The sequence below is a fragment of the Streptomyces sp. NPDC046805 genome, from assembly GCF_040645355.1.
Taxonomy (GTDB): Bacteria; Actinomycetota; Actinomycetes; order Streptomycetales; family Streptomycetaceae; genus Streptomyces.
Window position 1 is genome coordinate 70,736 of the sequence record NZ_JBEYYC010000005.1, and the last position, 17,214, is coordinate 87,949.

General features: G+C 70.7%; 12 protein-coding genes. 3 read left to right on the plus strand and 9 right to left on the minus strand.

The genetic code is table 11. The annotated features are described in order from the left end of the window. Positions 1 to 198: 198 nt before the first annotated feature. Positions 199 to 801 (minus strand): hypothetical protein, encoded by a 603-nt coding sequence (locus tag ABZ910_RS08045; RefSeq protein ID WP_361360760.1) that lies wholly within the window; start codon positions 799 to 801, stop codon positions 199 to 201. A 260-nt stretch (positions 802 to 1,061) separates the two neighbouring features. Then, positions 1,062 to 2,477, minus strand: coding sequence for a proline--tRNA ligase (proS, locus tag ABZ910_RS08050; protein ID WP_361360762.1), 1,416 nt, complete (start codon positions 2,475 to 2,477; stop codon positions 1,062 to 1,064). Between the two features lie 200 nt (positions 2,478 to 2,677). On the opposite strand from proS, the gene ABZ910_RS08055 reads away from it, so the two are divergent. Continuing rightward, positions 2,678 to 3,535 (plus strand): SAM-dependent methyltransferase, encoded by an 858-nt coding sequence (locus ABZ910_RS08055; protein WP_361360764.1) that lies wholly within the window; start codon positions 2,678 to 2,680, stop codon positions 3,533 to 3,535. Positions 3,536 to 3,630: 95 nt separating this feature from the next. On the opposite strand, the gene ffh is transcribed toward ABZ910_RS08055, so the two are convergent. The 5 genes from ffh to ABZ910_RS08080 form a co-directional block, all read right to left on the minus strand. Beyond that, positions 3,631 to 5,178 (minus strand): signal recognition particle protein, encoded by a 1,548-nt coding sequence (ffh, locus tag ABZ910_RS08060; RefSeq protein ID WP_361360766.1) that lies wholly within the window; start codon positions 5,176 to 5,178, stop codon positions 3,631 to 3,633. Positions 5,179 to 5,397: 219 nt separating this feature from the next. Beyond that, positions 5,398 to 7,848 carry a [protein-PII] uridylyltransferase gene (locus ABZ910_RS08065; protein WP_361360768.1) on the minus strand — a complete coding sequence of 817 codons (2,451 nt, stop codon included), beginning with the start codon at positions 7,846 to 7,848 and terminating at the stop codon, positions 5,398 to 5,400. Positions 7,849 to 7,906: 58 nt separating this feature from the next. Next, positions 7,907 to 8,245 carry a P-II family nitrogen regulator gene (locus ABZ910_RS08070; protein WP_361360770.1) on the minus strand — a complete coding sequence of 113 codons (339 nt, stop codon included), beginning with the start codon at positions 8,243 to 8,245 and terminating at the stop codon, positions 7,907 to 7,909. Then, complete coding sequence (locus ABZ910_RS08075) at positions 8,242 to 9,585, minus strand: ammonium transporter (protein WP_361360772.1); 1,344 nt, start codon at positions 9,583 to 9,585, stop codon at positions 8,242 to 8,244. The genes ABZ910_RS08070 and ABZ910_RS08075 overlap by 4 nt, the downstream gene beginning before the upstream one ends. A gap of 261 nt (positions 9,586 to 9,846) precedes the next feature. After that, complete coding sequence (locus ABZ910_RS08080; RefSeq protein ID WP_361360774.1) at positions 9,847 to 11,325, minus strand: hypothetical protein; 1,479 nt, start codon at positions 11,323 to 11,325, stop codon at positions 9,847 to 9,849. Positions 11,326 to 11,782: 457 nt separating this feature from the next. Here ABZ910_RS08080 and ABZ910_RS08085 point away from each other — a divergent pair, with 457 nt between their 5' ends. Beyond that, positions 11,783 to 12,439 (plus strand): bifunctional DNA primase/polymerase, encoded by a 657-nt coding sequence (locus ABZ910_RS08085; protein WP_361360776.1) that lies wholly within the window; start codon positions 11,783 to 11,785, stop codon positions 12,437 to 12,439. Positions 12,440 to 12,559: 120 nt separating this feature from the next. Here ABZ910_RS08085 and ftsY read toward each other — a convergent pair whose 3' ends face one another. Beyond that, positions 12,560 to 13,774, minus strand: coding sequence for a signal recognition particle-docking protein FtsY (ftsY, locus tag ABZ910_RS08090; RefSeq protein WP_361360778.1), 1,215 nt, complete (start codon positions 13,772 to 13,774; stop codon positions 12,560 to 12,562). Positions 13,775 to 13,902: 128 nt separating this feature from the next. Between ftsY and ABZ910_RS08095 the strand changes: the two genes are divergently transcribed. After that, positions 13,903 to 15,408, plus strand: coding sequence for a cytosine permease (locus tag ABZ910_RS08095; RefSeq protein WP_361360780.1), 1,506 nt, complete (start codon positions 13,903 to 13,905; stop codon positions 15,406 to 15,408). A gap of 160 nt (positions 15,409 to 15,568) precedes the next feature. Here the strand turns inward: ABZ910_RS08095 and ABZ910_RS08100 are convergent, their stop codons facing one another. Next, positions 15,569 to 16,987 carry a sugar porter family MFS transporter gene (locus tag ABZ910_RS08100; RefSeq protein ID WP_361360782.1) on the minus strand — a complete coding sequence of 473 codons (1,419 nt, stop codon included), beginning with the start codon at positions 16,985 to 16,987 and terminating at the stop codon, positions 15,569 to 15,571. Positions 16,988 to 17,214: the final 227 nt, after the last annotated feature.

The following is a 17,214-nucleotide window of genomic DNA, read 5'->3' on the forward strand; positions in this document are numbered from 1 at the left end:
GGACGCGTCAGCCGGAGGAGAGAGGGGTCCTGTGCGGCTGTCGAGTACAGCTAGCCATTGTGCCACACCCCACGGGGCGCTTCAGGCCACGGGTGCGGGCGGGCACACCGCAGGCGCACCCGGCGCCCTGTGACGCACGTCGGGTGCGCGACCCGGCGGATCCGGCCGGGGTACGGCTGCCACGAGCAGCCGTACCCCCTAGCCCGCCGCCGCCCCCACTGCCTCCGGGATGCGGAACGGCTTGCCGCAGCCCCCGCACATGATCGGCGCCTGGGCCAGGACCGACGGGACGACCCGGACGTTGCGGCCGCAGTCGCAGACCGCCTTGACGCGGACGCCGCCGCCCGAGGAGCCGTGACGGGCGGCCGGGCCGCGGAAGGTGCGGGAGGTGTCGGCGGCCGTGGCCGCGGTGTGGGCCTTCAGGGCGCGCTGGAGCCGCTCGATGGTCGGGCGGTAGCGCCGCTTCGCCTCGGGGTCGAGCGTGACCAGCGAGAAACCGCTGCTGGGGTGCGGTTCGTCGGGGTGGTCGAGGCCCAGCTCCTCGGCGATGGCGAGAAATCTGCGGTTGTGGTAGCGGCCTGCCCGGGAGGTGTCGCGGATCCCGCGGGAGGCTGCGATGCCGTGGACTGCCTCATGGAGCAGTCGCTCGAAGGAGAGCTCGTGCCCGCATGCGGACGACGACTCTCCGATCAGGGATTCTGGCGCGGCAAGGTCCGGCAGCTCGGGGTGGTACCGCTGAATGTCGGCCCACGCCTGCGCCAGCTCTGCGGCGAGAACAGGTGGTGTCTGTGTCGTGCTCACGTAATGACAACGAGCCGGGGTGCTTCAGTGTTCCGATTCCGGGGCATCCCAAATAATTTGCACGTACCCGTCAGTTGCGGCTGATGCGTCCGGACGAGGGCGGGTGCGCTGATCTGCGGAGAAGCCTCACAGCTCGTACCAAGCCGGTGCGTAGCCTGACGTACGCCCATCCGTCTGCCGGCGCCAGGCGCGCCGAGGCGGCTGTCGCCGCCGGTTGCGCAAGAGGCGTTTCGGCCGCTCTCGTACCGGAGGGCCTCACCTCAATAAGCGCGCGCGACGACCGCGACGTTACCGGGTGCGTCATCGGCGCCCGGCACCGCCCCGTCCTCGGCGACCAGACACCGTACGGTGATCCCGTGGTCGGCCAGCCTGGCCTCGCCTTCTTCGCCGAGCACGGCCCACGGGAGGCGCGCCCAGCCGCCGGCGGTGACGGCCTCGACGGCCTCCTCGACCGTAGCCACCTCCGCCGTACGGGACACGCGGCGCTCCCGGGACTGGCGCAGCAGCAGCGCCTGGTCCTCCTCCAGGACGGCCGGGAGCAGTCCCGCGAGGGCGTCCAGGGACACCGGCGTCTTCCCTCCCGGGATACGACGGACCAGCATCGCGGTGCCGTGCTCCAGGTCACGGGGGCCGATCTCGATGCGCACCGGGACGCCCTTGAGCTCCCAGTCCACCGCACGGCGGCCGAACGGGATGTCCGTACGATCGTCCACCTCGACGCGGACACCGGCCGCCCCGAGCCGGTCGCCGACCTCGCGGACCTTGGCCAGAACCGCCTCGTCCCCCTTCACGGCGAGCACGACGGCCTGGATCTGCGCGAGGCGGGGCGGCACGCGCAGCCCGTCGTCGTCGCCGTGCATCATCACCAGGGCGCCGATCATGCGCGTGGTGGCACCCCAGGAGGTCTGCCAGACCAGTTCCTCGCGGCCGTCCTTCGACAGGTAACGGGTGTCGAAGGCCTTGGCGAAGTTCTGGCCCAGTTCGTGACTGGTGGCCATCTGCAGGGCCTTGCCGTCGCCCATCATGCCTTCGAGGGTGAGCGTGTTGACGGCGCCCGCGAACCGCTCCCTGCCCGTCTTGCGCCCGGCTACGACATCCATCGCGAGGACGTTCACCATGAAGTCCTCGTACACCTGGCGGTGGATGTGCGCGGCGAAGTCGCGCGCCTCCTCGTACGTGGCGTGCGCCGTGTGGCCCTCCTGCCACAGGAACTCGGTCGTGCGCAGGAACAGCCGCGGACGCAGCTCCCAACGCACCACGTTCGCCCACTGGTTGATGAGCAGCGGGAGGTCGCGGTAGCTCTGCACCCACTTCGAGAAGGAGGCGTTGACGATCATCTCGGAGGTGGGGCGGACGACCGCGGGCTCCTCGAGCTCCTTGCCGCCGCCGTGCGTGACGACCGCGAGCTCGGGAGCGAAACCCTCGACGTGATCGGCCTCCCTGGTGAGGTACGACTCCGGGATCAGCAGCGGGAAGTACGCGTTCTGCGTGCCCGTCCGCTTGATCCGGGCGTCCAACTCCGCCTGCATCCGCTCCCACAGGCCGTACCCGTACGGCCGGATCACCATGGTGCCGCGCACCGGCCCGTTGTCGGCCAGTTCGGCCTTGCCGATCAGCTCCTGGTACCAGCGCGGGAAATCGGCCGCCCTGGGCGTGAGAACGGGTGCCTTCGCCATGACGTGATCGTAGGGGCCCGTATTGCCGCGACGTGAATTATTTTCCGCTGGCACATGCAACCCACAAGCCGGCCTTCACGCCCCCTGGACGCCGCCGCGAGCCGGGAGTTACCTGACATACGTGGGGAGTGCCCGCGCACGGAACGGGGGCCATGGAATCGGGCACAGCGGCAACTCTCGGCTGATTGGGGCGCTTACCTATGACACCTACGCTCGTGCGGCACCAGCCGTCTCACGCGGGACCCACGCCCCGCGTGAACCCGTGTGCACGCGCGCGTGACTGGTCCGAGATCCAGGAGCGGATGCTGGTCCCGCTCCACGAAGCCGTCTACGAACGACTCGACGTGGGCCCGGCCACCCGGCTGCTGGGCCTCGGTTGCGGCAGCGGGCTCGCCCTGCTGAGGGCGGCCTCACGAGGCGCCACGGTCACCGGCGTCGACGCGGGCTGCCCCGAACGGCTCGCCCTCGCGCGGCAGCGACTGCTGCCGGACGAGCCGGGCACGCGCGCGAGGGCGACGATCCGGATCGTCGAGGGCGCGCCTCGGGACACCGCCGGCGCGGCCTCACCCGCGTACACCGTGGTGACCGCCTTCGAGCCCATCGGGTGCCGCCCGGGCGACGCGGACGTGCTCGGCGAACTGCTCGCCGCCGCGACACCGCTCGCCGCGCGCGGGGCGCCGGTGGTGCTGACCGGCTGGGGTCCGCCGGAGCGCTGCGCCACGTCGGCCGTGCTGCGGGTGGCCACGAAGCTGGCCGATCCCCTGCGCGGGACGGGCAGTTGGCGCCCGGCCCTGCGCGACGACCTGGAGGAGGTCGCCCAGCGGGCCGGGCTGAAGCCGGACGGCTCCGGGCGGGTGGCCTGCCCGTTCGGGTACGCCGACGTCGCCAGCGCCGTACGAGGCCTGCTGTCGACGGGCCTGTTCGACGCGGCCGTCACGGCGACGGACCAGGCGCAGGTGGACAAGGAGATCAGGGAGGCGCTGCACCCGTACCGGTGGCAGGACGGGACGGTGTGGATGCCGAACGTCTTCCGCTACCTGATCGCCCGCGTCCCCTAGGAAACGCCGAGGGCGCCCCCTTTGCAGAAGGGGGCGCCCCACAGACGTACGTACGGCGGCGCACTACGCGACCATGCGCCGTACGCGAACGCGCGTCAGCCCATGAACTTCTTGAACTCGTCGGGCAGTTCGAAGTCCTGACCGCCCTGCTGCGGCAGCCCGAGAGCGCCGCCCTGGGCCGCGGCCTCGCGGCGCTGCGCCTCCTCCAGCTCCTGCTGCTTGCGCTTCATCGGGTTGCCGGAGCGCTGCTTGCCCTTGGCCTTCTTCGGCTGCTTCTTGGCCCGGCCGGGGCCGCCGCCCATGCCCGGGATCCCCGGCATGCCGGGCATGCCGCCGCCCTGGGCCATGCGGGACATCATCTTGCGGGCCTCGAAGAACCGCTCGACCAGGTTCTTGACCGCGCTGACCTCGACACCGGAGCCCTTGGCGATACGGGCGCGGCGCGAGCCGTTGATGATCGTCGGCTCCTGGCGCTCGCCCGGGGTCATCGACTTGATGATCGCGGCCGTGCGGTCCACGTCCCGCTCGTCGATGTTGTTGATCTGCTCCTTGATCTGGCCCATGCCCGGCATCATGCCGAGCAGCTTGGAGATGGAGCCCATCTTCCGGACCTGCTCCATCTGGGCCAGGAAGTCGTCCAGGGTGAAGTCCTGGCCCTTCTTGGACGCCAGCTTGGAGGCCATCTTGGCGGCCTCTTCCTGGCTGAACGTCTTCTCCGCCTGCTCGATCAGGGTGAGCAGGTCACCCATGTCGAGGATGCGGGAGGCCATCCGGTCCGGGTGGAAGGGGGCGAAGTCGTCGAGCTTCTCACCGTTGGACGCGAACATGATCGGCTTGCCGGTCATGTGGCGGATGGACAGGGCCGCACCACCGCGGGCGTCACCGTCGAGCTTGGAGAGCACCACGCCGTCGAAGCCGACGCCGTCGCGGAAGGCCTCGGCGGTGTTGACCGCGTCCTGACCGATCATCGCGTCAACGACGAAGAGGACCTCGTCGGGGCTGATCGCGTCGCGGATGTCCACGGCCTGCTGCATCATCTCGGCGTCGATGCCGAGGCGGCCGGCGGTGTCCACGACCACGATGTCGTGGACCTTGGTCCTCGCGTGGTCGAGGGAGTCCTTGGCGACCTTGACCGGGTCGCCGACGCCGTTGCCCGGCTCGGGCGCGTAGACCGCGACGCCGGCGCGCTCGGCGACGACGCTCAGCTGGTTGACGGCGTTCGGGCGCTGGAGGTCGGCGGCGACCAGCAGCGGGGAGTGGCCCTGGTCCTTGAGCCACTTGGCGAGCTTGCCAGCGAGGGTGGTCTTACCGGCGCCCTGGAGACCCGCCAGCATGATCACGGTGGGGGGCTGCTTGGCGAAGCGCAGACGCCGGGTCTCGCCGCCCAGGATCGTGACCAGCTCGTCGTTGACGATCTTGAGGACCTGCTGGGCCGGGTTCAGCGCCTTGGAGACCTCGGCGCCGAGGGCGCGCTCCTTGACGTTCTTGACGAACGCGCGGACGACCGGCAGGGCCACGTCCGCCTCAAGGAGGGCGATGCGGATCTCGCGTGCCGTGGCGTCGATGTCCGCCTCGGAGAGCCTGCCCTTGCCCCGGAGGGACTTGAACGTGGCGGAGAGGCGGTCGGAGAGAGTATCGAACACGGCGACGTCGGTCCTCGCATCGGCAGTGGCTTGGGTCGTCCTCCAGAGTATCTGGCTCGGCAAGCAAGTCGCCCCTCCCCGGTGTGATCAGCTGGGAGAGACGACACCCCCGCGGCTGCGGGGAGCATGTGCGACAGCCTCTCCGACGACTCAGCGCGACCGGATCACCCCCGCGACAGCGGGGAGCACGCCGAGGAAACGCGCGAGGCGACCTCCAGGTCACGCCCGCAGCGTCTCCTCCAGCTTCTGCGCCACCGCGGACGCCTCCCCACTCGGCAGCGGCGAGCCCGCCGGACCGGTCACGTAGAAGGCGTCGACGGCGTTGGAGCCGAGCGTCGACACGTGCGCGCTGCGCACGCGTACCCCCGCGTCCTCCAGTGCCCGCCCGATCCGGAACAGCAGGCCCGGCGCGTCCTGGGCGCGCACCTCGATCACCGTGGCGTGCCGGGACGCGGCCGGGGCGACCGTCACCCGGGGTGGCGGCGCGACCACGGTCCGGCGGCGCGGGTAGGCCGCGTCCCGCTCCGCGAGGCGGCCCGCGATGTCGAGGGTGCCGTCCAGTGCCCGTACGAGGTCGGCGCGCAGACGGGCGGCCTGGGGCAGGGAGCCGTACTCCGCCGCGACGCGCCAGTTCAGCAGCAGGACCGAGCCGTCGTCGACGTCCTCGGGGAGATTCAGGGCGCCCAGTTCCGCCGTGCGGACCGTCAGCCGGTGCATGGCGAGCACACCGGCCATCGCGGGCAGCACGCCCGGCTGGTCGGGTACGGCGATGACCAGCTCCACGCCGAGGGGCTCGGGCTCCCCGGAGGGCTCCCCGCCGGACGGGGCTTCCGTCTGGGCGCGCAGCGCCAGCACCGGTCCGCCCGTGCGGAACGCCTCGAGGGCCAGCCGCTCCTGCTCGGCCGTGGGCGCGCCGGGCTCGGGTTCCTCGGGGGCGTCGCCCGCGAGCACCGCCGAGACCCGTTTCACCAGGTCGGCGACCAGGGAACCGCGCCACGTGGACCATGCGGCCGGGCCGGTCGCCAGCGCGTCCGCCTCGGTCAGCGCGTGCAGCAGCTCCAGCGTGCCCTGCGTGCCGACCGCGTCGGCGACCGAGCGGACGGTGGCCGGGTCGTCCAGGTCGCGCCGGGTGGCCGTCTGGATCAACAGCAGGTGGTGGCGTACGAGGGTGGCAAGCACGCCCGCGTCCGTGCGGTCGAAGCCGATCCTCGCGGCCACGTCGCGGGCGATGATCTCGCCGGCCACGGAGTGGTCACCCGGCCAGCCCTTGCCGATGTCGTGCAGAAGGGCGGCGACGAGGAGCAGGTCGGGGCGGCCGACGCGGCGGGTCAGGTCGGAGGCGCGGACCGCCGTCTCGATCAGGTGGCGGTCCACCGTCCAGACGTGGACGGCGTTGCGCTGGGGGCGGCAGCGGACCCGGTCCCAGTCGGGCAGCACCCGGCTGATGAGGCCCTCCGCCTCCAGTGCCTCCCAGACCTCGACCGTCGGGCGGCCCGAGCCGAGCAGGGTCACGAGCTGTTCGCGCGCCTCCGCGGGCCAGGGCGTGGGCAGGGGGCGTACGGCGGCGGCCATGCGCCGTACGGCGTGCAGGGAGAGCGGCAGTCCGGCCTGCGCGGCGGCAGCCGCGGCGCGCAACGGGAGCACGGGGTCGCGTTCGGGGCGGGTGGAGCGGGCGAGCACCACCTCGCCGTCCTGTTCCACCACGCCCTCGGCCAGCGGAGACCGCTCGGCGACCGGCTTGCCGCCGCCCAGCATGGCGCGCAGGCGCGGCCGCACGGAGCGTGAGCGCAGCACGCGCCCCACCTCACGCCAGGTGACGTCACTGGCGTACGAGATCACGCGCGCCGCCTCGTACACCTGCCGCAGGAGGGTGTCGGCGTCCAGGAGACCCAGCTCGGCCGCGACCTGGTCCTGTTCCTGGAGGGCCAGGCGGTCGGTGGCCCGGCCGGTCGTCAGGTGCAGGGCGTCGCGTACGTCGAGCAGGCGCCGGCGGGCGTCGGCGAGGCCCTCGCGCGGGGCGTCGGCGAGCCAGGAGGCGGCGACCGCGCGCAGAGCGGTGGCGTCCCTGAGGCCGCCGCGGGCCTCCTTGAGGTCGGGTTCCAGGAGGTACTGCAACTCGCCCTGCCGCTCGGCGCGTTCCGCGCACAGCTCCTTCAGTTCGGGGAGGCGTCTCGGCGCCTGGTTGCGCCAGTCGGCGAGGACGGCGGTGCGCAGTCCGGCGGTGAGGCCGGGGTCGCCGGCGATGTGCCGGGCGTCGAGGAGGCCGAGCTGGACCTTGAGGTCGTCGGCGGCGGTCTTGCGGGCCTCGGCCGGTGTGCGCACGGAGTGGTCCAGGGCGAGGCCGAGGTCCCACACGGGGTACCAGATGCGGTCGGCCAGGGTGGCGATCCTGGCGCCGTCACCGCCGTCGTGCAGCAGGAGGAGGTCGAGGTCGCTGCGCGGGGACAGCTCGCCGCGCCCGTAGCCGCCGACGGCGACCAGGGACACGCCCTTCAGGTCCTCGGTGGCCGCGTGCAGCAGCCCCGCCAGCCAGTCGTCCGTCAGCTCGGCGAGGGCAACGCGGCGCGGCGGACCGGACCGCGCCCCCTCGGTGAGCAGGCGCAGCCGGGCCGCCGCGTAGCCGCTGGGTCCCGAGTCCTCCGCGTCGTTCCGGACATGCGTACTCGTCACCCGGAGACTCCCGTCCTCGTCCTCGTGGTCCTCTTGGCCCTCGTGATGGCGCGGTCGCTCAGAGCGCGTCCGGGCCGCGCTCGCCGGTGCGGACGCGTACGGCCGTCTCGACCGGCAGGGACCAGACCTTGCCGTCGCCGATCTTGCCGGTGCGGGCCGCCTTCACAAGGACGTCGATCAACTGCTCGGCGTCGTCGTCCTCGGCGAGTACCTCGATGCGGACCTTGGGAACCAGGTCGACCGTGTACTCGGCACCGCGGTAGACCTCGGTGTGGCCCCTCTGACGACCGTAACCGCTTGCCTCGGTGACCGTCAGTCCGTGGACGCCGAAGGCCTGGAGGGCCTCCTTGATCTCGTCGAGCCGGTGCGGCTTGACGACGGCGGTGATGAGCTTCATGCGTCGACCTTCCTGGTCTGCGGGGCGGCCGGGGCCGGGGCGGGAGCGGCGGACGCGACGACTCCGCCGCCGGCGCCGCTGAAGTCGTAGGCGGTCTCGGCGTGCTGGGCCTGGTCGATGCCGGAGACCTCCTCGTCCTCGGTGACGCGCATGCCCAGGGTCTTGTCGAGGAGGAAGGCGAGGATCGCGGAGACGATCAGGGAGTAGGCCAGGACCGCGAAGACGCCGGCGCACTGCTTCCAGAGCTGGGCCGGGCCGCCGCCGTAGAAGAGACCCTTGGCCGCGGACTGGCCCTGGCCGCTGGCGAAGAAGCCGATCAGCAGGGAGCCGACGATGCCGCCGACCAGGTGAACGCCGATGACGTCGAGGGAGTCGTCGTAGCCGAACCTGTACTTCAGGCCGACGGCCATGGCGCACAGGACACCGGCGATGGCGCCGACGGCGATCGCGCCGAGCGGGGTGACCGCGCCGCCGGAGGGGGTGATGGCGACCAGGCCGGCGACGGCGCCGGAGGCGGCGCCCAGCGTGGTGAAGGCGCCGTGGCGGATCTTCTCGTAGGCGAGCCAGGCGAGCATGGCGGCGGCGGTGGCGACCTGGGTGTTGACGAACATCAGCGCGCCGACGCCGTCGTCATTGCCGAGCCAAGATCCGGCGTTGAAGCCGAACCAGCCGAACCACAGGAGCCCGGCGCCGAGCATGACCAGCGGGAGGTTGTGCGGGCGCATCGGATCCTTCTTGAAGCCGATGCGCTTGCCGATGACGAGGATCACTCCGAGCGCGGCGGCGCCCGCGTTGATGTGGACCGCCGTACCGCCCGCGAAGTCGATCACGCCCAGTTCGTAGGCCCAGCCGCCGGTGCCCCAGACCCAGTGCGCGACCGGGAAGTAGACGACGGTGGCCCACAGGGCGATGAAGAGCGCCCAGGCCGAGAACTTGACGCGGTCCGCGAGGGCGCCGCTGATCAGGGCGGGCGTGATGATCGCGAACATCAGCTGGAAGACGGCGAAGACGAAGACGGGGATGGTGTAGCCGGGCCAGAGCTCCGTCTTGCCGATCCCGCCGAAGCCGACGAAGTCGGACGTCCAGCCGATGAACGAGCCCCGGTCGGTGCCGAAGGCCAGGGAGAAGCCGTAGAGCACCCACAGGATCGTGACGATGCCGAGGCTGATGAAGCTCATCATCAGCATGTTCAGGGTGCTCTTGACGCGGACCATGCCTCCGTAGAAGAAGGCCAGGCCCGGCGTCATGAGCATCACCAGAGCGGAACAGATGAGCATGAAGCCTGTGTTCGCGGATGACAGTTTGGGTGCCTCCGCGGCAAGCGTGACGGCTGGGGCCATCGGCGTCTCCTCGTCGCGTGCGGGTCCGGTAGGTGAGGGGTGGGCCGTGGTGCGCCATGAGCGTGGCGCAGCACGGTTTCAGTAGAAGCCCCTCGTTGTTTCACCGGGGTGACGAAGGTGCCGTGCGTGTTACGCGTCCATGAACTGCGAGATGTCCTGGCACCGAAAAAACCGGCCGCGGGCGGCCTCTCCGATGACCTGGCATGGGGGAGCCGAGTCGGACAGTTCGGGAGGGCCGGCCGCGGCCGGGGTTCTGCGGGGTCAGACCGCCTGCGCGGTCTCCGGGAGGTCGTGGGCGAGCTGGTCGGAGAGATCGATGATCTCGGCGAGGTCGCCGAAGTCGCGGACGGCGGCGTCGACGGTCTTTCGGATACGAGTGTTCACCCGCTCGGAGCGGACCTTCTTGGCGACGCCCATGGCCCGTGAGGCGTACGCGGTGCTCTGCTCCGGTTCGCGGCGCAGCAGATGCACCGTGGCCATGCCGATGAGGTTGAGCGCGTACGACCGCTGATGTTCGAGGTCCTTGGCGAAGAGCTCCACGGCCCGGTCCATCAGGGGCTCGGCCAGGGAGGCGTAGGCGGGGCTGCGTCCGGCCACGTAGGCGAGGTCGCGGAAGGAGTGGGAGTTCTCGCCATGCAGCTCGGCCTCGGAGAAGAAGCGGATCCAGTCGGGGTCCGGCTCGTCCCACTCGTCGGCCTCGGAGAAGGTCTCCTCGGCCATCCGCACCGCCCGCTTGCACTTGCCGGGCAGGCCCATGTTGGCGTAGGCGCGGGCCTCCATCGCATACAGCATGGACTGGGTACGGGGGCTCGCGCAGTCCCGGCTGCCGTACTGCGCGAGGTGGATGAGCTCCAGGGCGTCGTCGGGCCGGCCGAGATGGATCATCTGGCGGCTCATGCTGGAGAGGATGTACGAGCCGAGCGGCTTGTCACCCGCTTCCTTGGCGGCGTGCAGGGCGAGGACGAAGTACTTCTGGGCGGTGGGCTGGAGCCCGATGTCGTAGCTCATCCAGCCCGCCAGCTCGGCGAGTTCGGCGGCGACCTTGAAGAGGATGCGGGTGGTGTGCTCGGACTGGGGTTCCTGGAGGAGGTCGGTGACCTCGTGCAGCTGGCCGACGACCGCCTTGCGGCGCAGGCCGCCGCCGCACTGGGCGTCCCACCGACGGAACATCACCGCGGTGGTCTCCAGCAACTCCAGCTCCGGCTTGGACAGCCGCCCGGGGCGCCGTGACTCGGACGGCTCGGGCTCCTGCCGGGCGATCGGGCTCAACTGTGCGGGGACGAGCCAGCGTTGCATCGGCTCGATGAGCGTCGGCCCGGCAGACAGGGCCAGCGAGGTCCCCAGGAAGCCGCGCCGTGCCAGCATCAGGTCGCTGCGCGAGAACTCGCTGAGCAGCGCCACGGTCTGCGGGGCGGTCCAGGGCAGGTCGACGCCGGACGCGGAGGGTGACGGGCGGGCGGAGCGCAGGCCGAGGTCCTCGACGGAGACCACGCAGCCGAACCGCTCGGAGAACAGCTCGGAGAGGATCCTGGGGATCGGCTCGCGCGGGTTCTCGCCGTCCAGCCAGCGGCGCACCCGCGAGGTGTCAGTGGAGATGTGGTTGGCCCCCAACTGGCGGGCCCGGCGGTTCACTTGACGGGCGAGCTCGCCCTTGGACCAGCCGCTGCGCACGAACCACGAGCCGAGCAGCTCATTGGGGCGCTTGTCAGCGTTCGCCGTGCTTCCGCCGTTGCCGCCCACTGGAACGCCCCCATCCCTGAGACCACTTGTCGCCGTGTGCGCCAAGCCTTATCAGAATGCCGGTAAACCCGGCCGCCCGTCCGCTGGTTGTCACCCGTCGAACGCGATGCCGGATTGCCTCCGGCATACCCGCGAGGGCATGTGCCCTCAGGTCTCATGCACTCAAAGTAATCCTACGATCACGGACTCAGCCATGGCGATCCCCGAAACGCCACCATTCGCCACCCCTTCGATTGAACTCACCATCGCCCTGGCGCGATTCACTTGACATAGGACGAACGGAAGTGGGCGGAGCGGTGCACCCGGGGGCGCACGCAGTCCGGCGCACCACCCAGGACGCCTCAGGGCGCCGCTCACCCCTGTGAGCACGGGAGGCATGCCACAGTGAGGCATCACGCTCCGCTTCCATCCCGCTCCGTGTCGTAACCACCGGTGCGCTGGACCCGTTGGAGGGGGCATGGACTTCACGATCGGCGGCCTTCGCGAGATCCGCTCCGGTGCGCGGCGGCGCGGCCGTTCGTCAGAGTGCACGGCCGTCGCCGAGTTCACCGGGCTCTGGGGCTGGGACGTGGTGCCGGGCGCGCGGGCCGCGCAGGGCGCCTGCTCGTGCGGTCGGGCCGACTGCCGCGCGCCGGGCGCACACCCGCTGGAATTCGCGCCGCAGGTTTCGGGCGGCGCGACGCTCGACGAGGTGACCAAGGCGTGGGGCGAGTTCCCGGGGGCCGCGGTCATGCTGCCGGTCGGCCGCGCCTTCGACGTGATCGAGGTGGCCGAGCCCGCCGGGCGCCGGGCCCTGGTCCGCCTGGAGCGCATGGGGCTGCCCCTAGGCCCGGTCACCGCGACTCCGGACGGCCGCGCCCAGTTCCTCGTCGCCCCGGGCGCGGCCGCCGATCTCCCCGCGTCGCTCTACCGCCTGGGCTGGGACGACCCGTCCGCCCTCGACCTGCGCGGCCTCGGCCCCGGTACGCACATCACGGCCCCGCCCTCCGACCGGGGCGGCCTGGGCCCGGTGCGCTGGCTCCGCCCGCCGGCCCTGGACGCGGCGACCAGGCCTCCGGCGGCCCGGCTGCTGCTGGGCACGCTCGCCTATGTGGCGCACCGCTCGCGGGCTTAGACGTACGTATCCATCACAGGACGCTGTAGCCGCAGCCATGCCGTACACGGCGAAGCGCCCGTCCCTGTCGCTTGTCAGGGGCGGGCGCTTCTCGAAGGGTGGGGAGAATTACCGCCCTTGTCAGTCACCGATAAGGGCGTCAATGAACGCCTCCGGATCGAACGGCGCCAGGTCGTCGGCGCCCTCGCCGAGGCCGACCAGCTTCACCGGCACGCCCAGCTCGTTCTGGACCGCGATCACGATGCCGCCCTTGGCGGTGCCGTCCAGCTTGGTGAGCACGATGCCGGTGATGTCGACGACCTCACCGAAGACCCGGGCCTGAACCAGGCCGTTCTGGCCGGTGGTGGCGTCGAGGACGAGCAGCACCTCGTCGATCGGCGCCTGCTTCTCCACCACCCGCTTGACCTTGCCGAGCTCGTCCATGAGGCCGGTCTTGGTGTGCAGGCGGCCGGCGGTGTCGATGAGGACGACGTCGGCGCCGAGCTCCTTGCCCTCCTTGACCGCGTCGAAGGCGACGGAGGCGGGGTCGCCGGCCTCCGGGCCGCGCACGGTGTGGGCCCCGACCCGCTCGCCCCAGGTCTGGAGCTGGTCGGCGGCGGCGGCACGGAAGGTGTCGGCGGCGCCCAGGACCACGCTGTTGCCGTCGGCCACGAGGACGCGGGCGAGCTTGCCGGTGGTGGTGGTCTTGCCGGTGCCGTTGACGCCGACGATCATCACGACGCCCGGCTTGCTGGACTCGGGCTCGGTCTTCACGGTGCGATCGACGTCGGTGCCGATCACCTTGAGCAGCTCCTCGCGCAGCAGCGTGCGCAGTTGCTCGGGGGTGCGGGTGCCGAGCACCTTCACCCGTTCCTTCAGCCGCTCGACCAGCTCCTGGGTGGGCTGCACGCCGACGTCGGCGGCGAGCAGGGTGTCCTCGACCTCCTCCCACGTCTCCTCGTCGAGGTGCTCGCGCGACAGCAGCGCGAGCAGGCCCTTGCCGAGGGCGTTCTGCGAGCGGGAGAGGCGGGAGCGGAGGCGGACCAGGCGGCCGGCCGTGGGTGCGGGGATCTCGAGCTCGGGGACGGGGAGCTCTTCGACGACGGGAGGTTCCTCGACGGCGGTCGGGGCCGAGCCGCCGGGGAGATCCACCTCCTCTATCGTGCGGCGCGGTTCTTCGCGTGGGGTCTCGGCCTCGTCGCCGACGTGCGGCTCGGCCGGAGGTGCGGTGAGGTCGGGCGCGGACGGGGGCGGCGGCGGCAGCGACTTCTTTCTGCGCATGCTGCCGACGACGAGCCCACCGAGCGCGGCGACCACGACCACGGCGATGACTACAGCAAGGATGACGGTTTCCATAACCCGTCCAGTATCCATCGCTCCCCCGGGAAGACCCGTGCTCTCCGGGAAGGGAGTTTCCGTATGTTCCTCCAACGCCCTCGCGCGATTTTCGGAGGATTAGTCGGACTAACGTACGATGGCTCACCATGAGCACCACCGCCCCACACGATGGCGCCCTCGACCACCTCGAAGAATCCCTGGAACACCACGGCCTGGAAACACGCGGCCTGGAACCAGTCCCCCACACCGAGCGCACCGCGAAGACCCGCGGACTGCTCCCCACCTGGATCGCCGCCAACATCAGCGTGCTGCTGCTGGGCATGGGCGCGAGCCTGGCCGTGTCGTACGGCCTGAACTTCTGGCAGTCCCTGGCGGTCGGCGTCGCGGCGCCGGTCGTCTCCTACGGACTCGTCGGTCTGATCGGCATCGCCGGCAAGCGCGGCGGCGCCCCCGGCATGGCCCTGTCCCGCGCGGTGTTCGGCCAGCGCGGCAATCTGCTCCCCGGCTCGCTGATCTGGATCGCGCGCTGGGGCTGGGAGACGATCAACGCGGTGACCGGCGCCTATGCGCTGCTGACCGTGCTGGACATCGTCCTCGGCGTCAGGAGCAACACCGTCCTGGTCATCGTCACGCTGCTGGCCTTCGTGATCGCGACGTTCGTGATCTCGGGTCTGGGCATCGGTGCGCTGCAACGCTGCAACCGGTGGGCGACCTGGCTGTTCGGCGGCTTCTCGGTCCTGGTCCTCGGCTATCTCGCCGTGCACACGGACTGGGGCAAGGTCTTCGGGCAGGGCGCGGGCTCCACGGCGTCCATGATCGCCGGCGTCGGCCTGATCGCCGCGGGCGGCATCAGCTGGGTGCCGGCGGCGCCGGACTTCACGCGCTATCTGCCGCGTACGGCCTCGTCGGTGGCGATCGTGCGCAACACCGTCGGCGGCGCCGGGATCGTCGTCCTGCCGATGGTCCTGATGGGCGCGGTGATGGCGTCCACGACGCCGGACCTCGCCACGGCGACCGACCCCGTCTCCTTCCTCGGCAAGATCCTCCCCATGTGGCTGGCGGTCCCGTACCTGCTCATCGCCGTGGTCGGCATGCTGCTGATCAACGCGATGTCCATGTACTCGGCGGGCTTCACCGCGCAGACCCTCGGCATCCGCATCCCGCGCCACTGGGCGGTCTCGGTCAACGCGGCGATCTCGCTGATCCTCGGCGGCTTCCTGATGCTGGTGGCGACGAGCTTCATGGGCTCCTTCATCGCCTTCCTGTCGATGCTCGCGGTGGCCTTCGGGGCCTGGGTCGGCGTCTTCGGCACCGACATGCTGCGCCGCAAGGAGTACGACGGCGCCGCCCTGCTGGACACCACGCACAGCAGCGCCTACTGGTACCGGGGCGGCTTCTCCCCCGCCGCCGTCGCCGCCTGGGCGCTCGGCCTCGGCACGGGGCTGCTGTTCACCAAGTCCGACTGGTTCACCGGCCCGCTCGCGACGAACAACCCGGTCGGCCAGTACGGCCTCGGCTGGGTGGCGGCGATCGTCGTCTCGGGTCTGCTGTACGTGATCCTGCCGAAGCCGGCGGTGGCGGCTCCGGCCTCCGCCCCGGCCGAGCAGGCGAGCGAGCTGCCGCACGAGGAGCCGGTGACGGCGGCCGTCTGACGGCGGCCGTCCGATCGGGGCCGACGCCCGAGAACCCTCAGGAAAAAGCCGTACTGCCCCGGCTCACGCTGTGTGAGCCGGGGCAGTACGGCTTCCCTTGAAGGGTCGAGGAGCGGGCAGCGGGGACTTGGCCCGGCTCCTCGAGTCTGTGCGACGGGTGCTATCCCATCTCCTCCAGCGCCTTGCCCTTCGTCTCCTTGACGAACTTGAGGACGAACGGGATGGAGAGCGCGGCGAAGATCGCGTAGATCACGTAGGTGCCGGAGAGGTTCCAGTCGGCCAGCGACGGGAAGCTCGCGGTGATGGCCCAGTTGGCGATCCACTGCGCGGAGGCGGCCACGCCCAGGGCGGCGGCGCGGATCTTGTTCGGGAACATCTCGCCGAGGAAGACCCAGACGACCACACCCCAGGAGAGGGCGAAGAAGAGGACGAACACGTGGGCCGCGATCAGGGCGACCCAGCCCTGCGTGGCGGGCAGCTTGCCGTCGACCAGGTGGTAGGAGAACGCCCAGGCCTCCAGCGCGAGGCCGACGACCATGCCGACGGAGCCGATGATGGCGAGCGGCTTGCGGCCGATGCGGTCCACGAAGATCATCGCGATCACGGTGCCGATGATGTTGATGATCGACGTCGTGAACGAGTAAAGGAAGGAGTCCGTCGGGTCGACGCCGACCGACTGCCACAGCGTCGAGGAGTAGTAGAACGCGACGTTGATGCCGACGAACTGCTGGAAGACCGACAGGCCGATACCGATCCAGACGATCGGCTTGAAGAAGAAGCGGCCGCCGAGCAGGTCCTTGAAGACGGACTTGTGCTCGCTCTTCATGGCGTGCTCGATCTCGGCCACACGGGCGTCCAGGTCGACCTTGTCGCCCTCGACCTCCTTGAGCACCTCACGGGCGCGGGCGTCCTTGCCGACGGAGATCAGGAAGCGCGGCGACTCGGGGATCGCGAAGGAGAGCAGACCGTAGAGAACGGCCGGGACGACCATGACGCCGAGCATGACCTGCCAGGCCTCGAGGCCCAGGATCTGGCCGCGCTGGTTGCCGCCGGCGGCGTTCAGGATGCCCCAGTTGACCAGCTGCGAGATCGCGATGCCGATGACGATCGCGGCCTGCTGGAAGGATCCGAGGCGTCCGCGGTACGCGGCCGGGGAGACCTCGGCGATGTAGGCAGGGCCGATGACGGAGGCCATGCCGATGGCGAAACCGCCGATGATGCGCCAGAAGGCGAGGTCCCACAGCGCGAAGGGCAGCGCGGATCCGACGGCGCTGATCGTGAAGAGGACGGCGGAGATCTGCATGCACCGGATGCGGCCGATGCGGTCGGCTATACGACCCGCCGTGGCGGCGCCGATGGCACAGCCGATCAGCGCGATGGCGATGACCTGAGCCAGGGTCGCGGAGCCGATGTCGTAACGGCTCCGGATCGCCTCGACGGCGCCGTTGATCACGGCACTGTCGTAACCGAAGAGGAAGCCGCCCATCGCGGCAGCCGCCGCGATGAAGATGACGTGCCCGAGATGTTCGGGATGAGCCGTCCTGGCTCCTGGCTGAGGTGCCTGCGCTGTGCTGGTCACGTATAACTCCTCGGGCCACCGGCAACGCTGCCGGGGTGGGGGATGAGCCCATTCAGGCTTCCAGTGGCGCACAGGTTCACGCCGCTCACACCTGAAGGTAAAAGCAACGTTGCCGAGACTATGCCTTCAAGTTTCGAAGTCAATAGGTCGACCACTGTGAGCTACGAGATACATCAGCGCGCCATCACTTCACTTCTTGAAGTTTGTGTTAACGGATCTTGACGTTG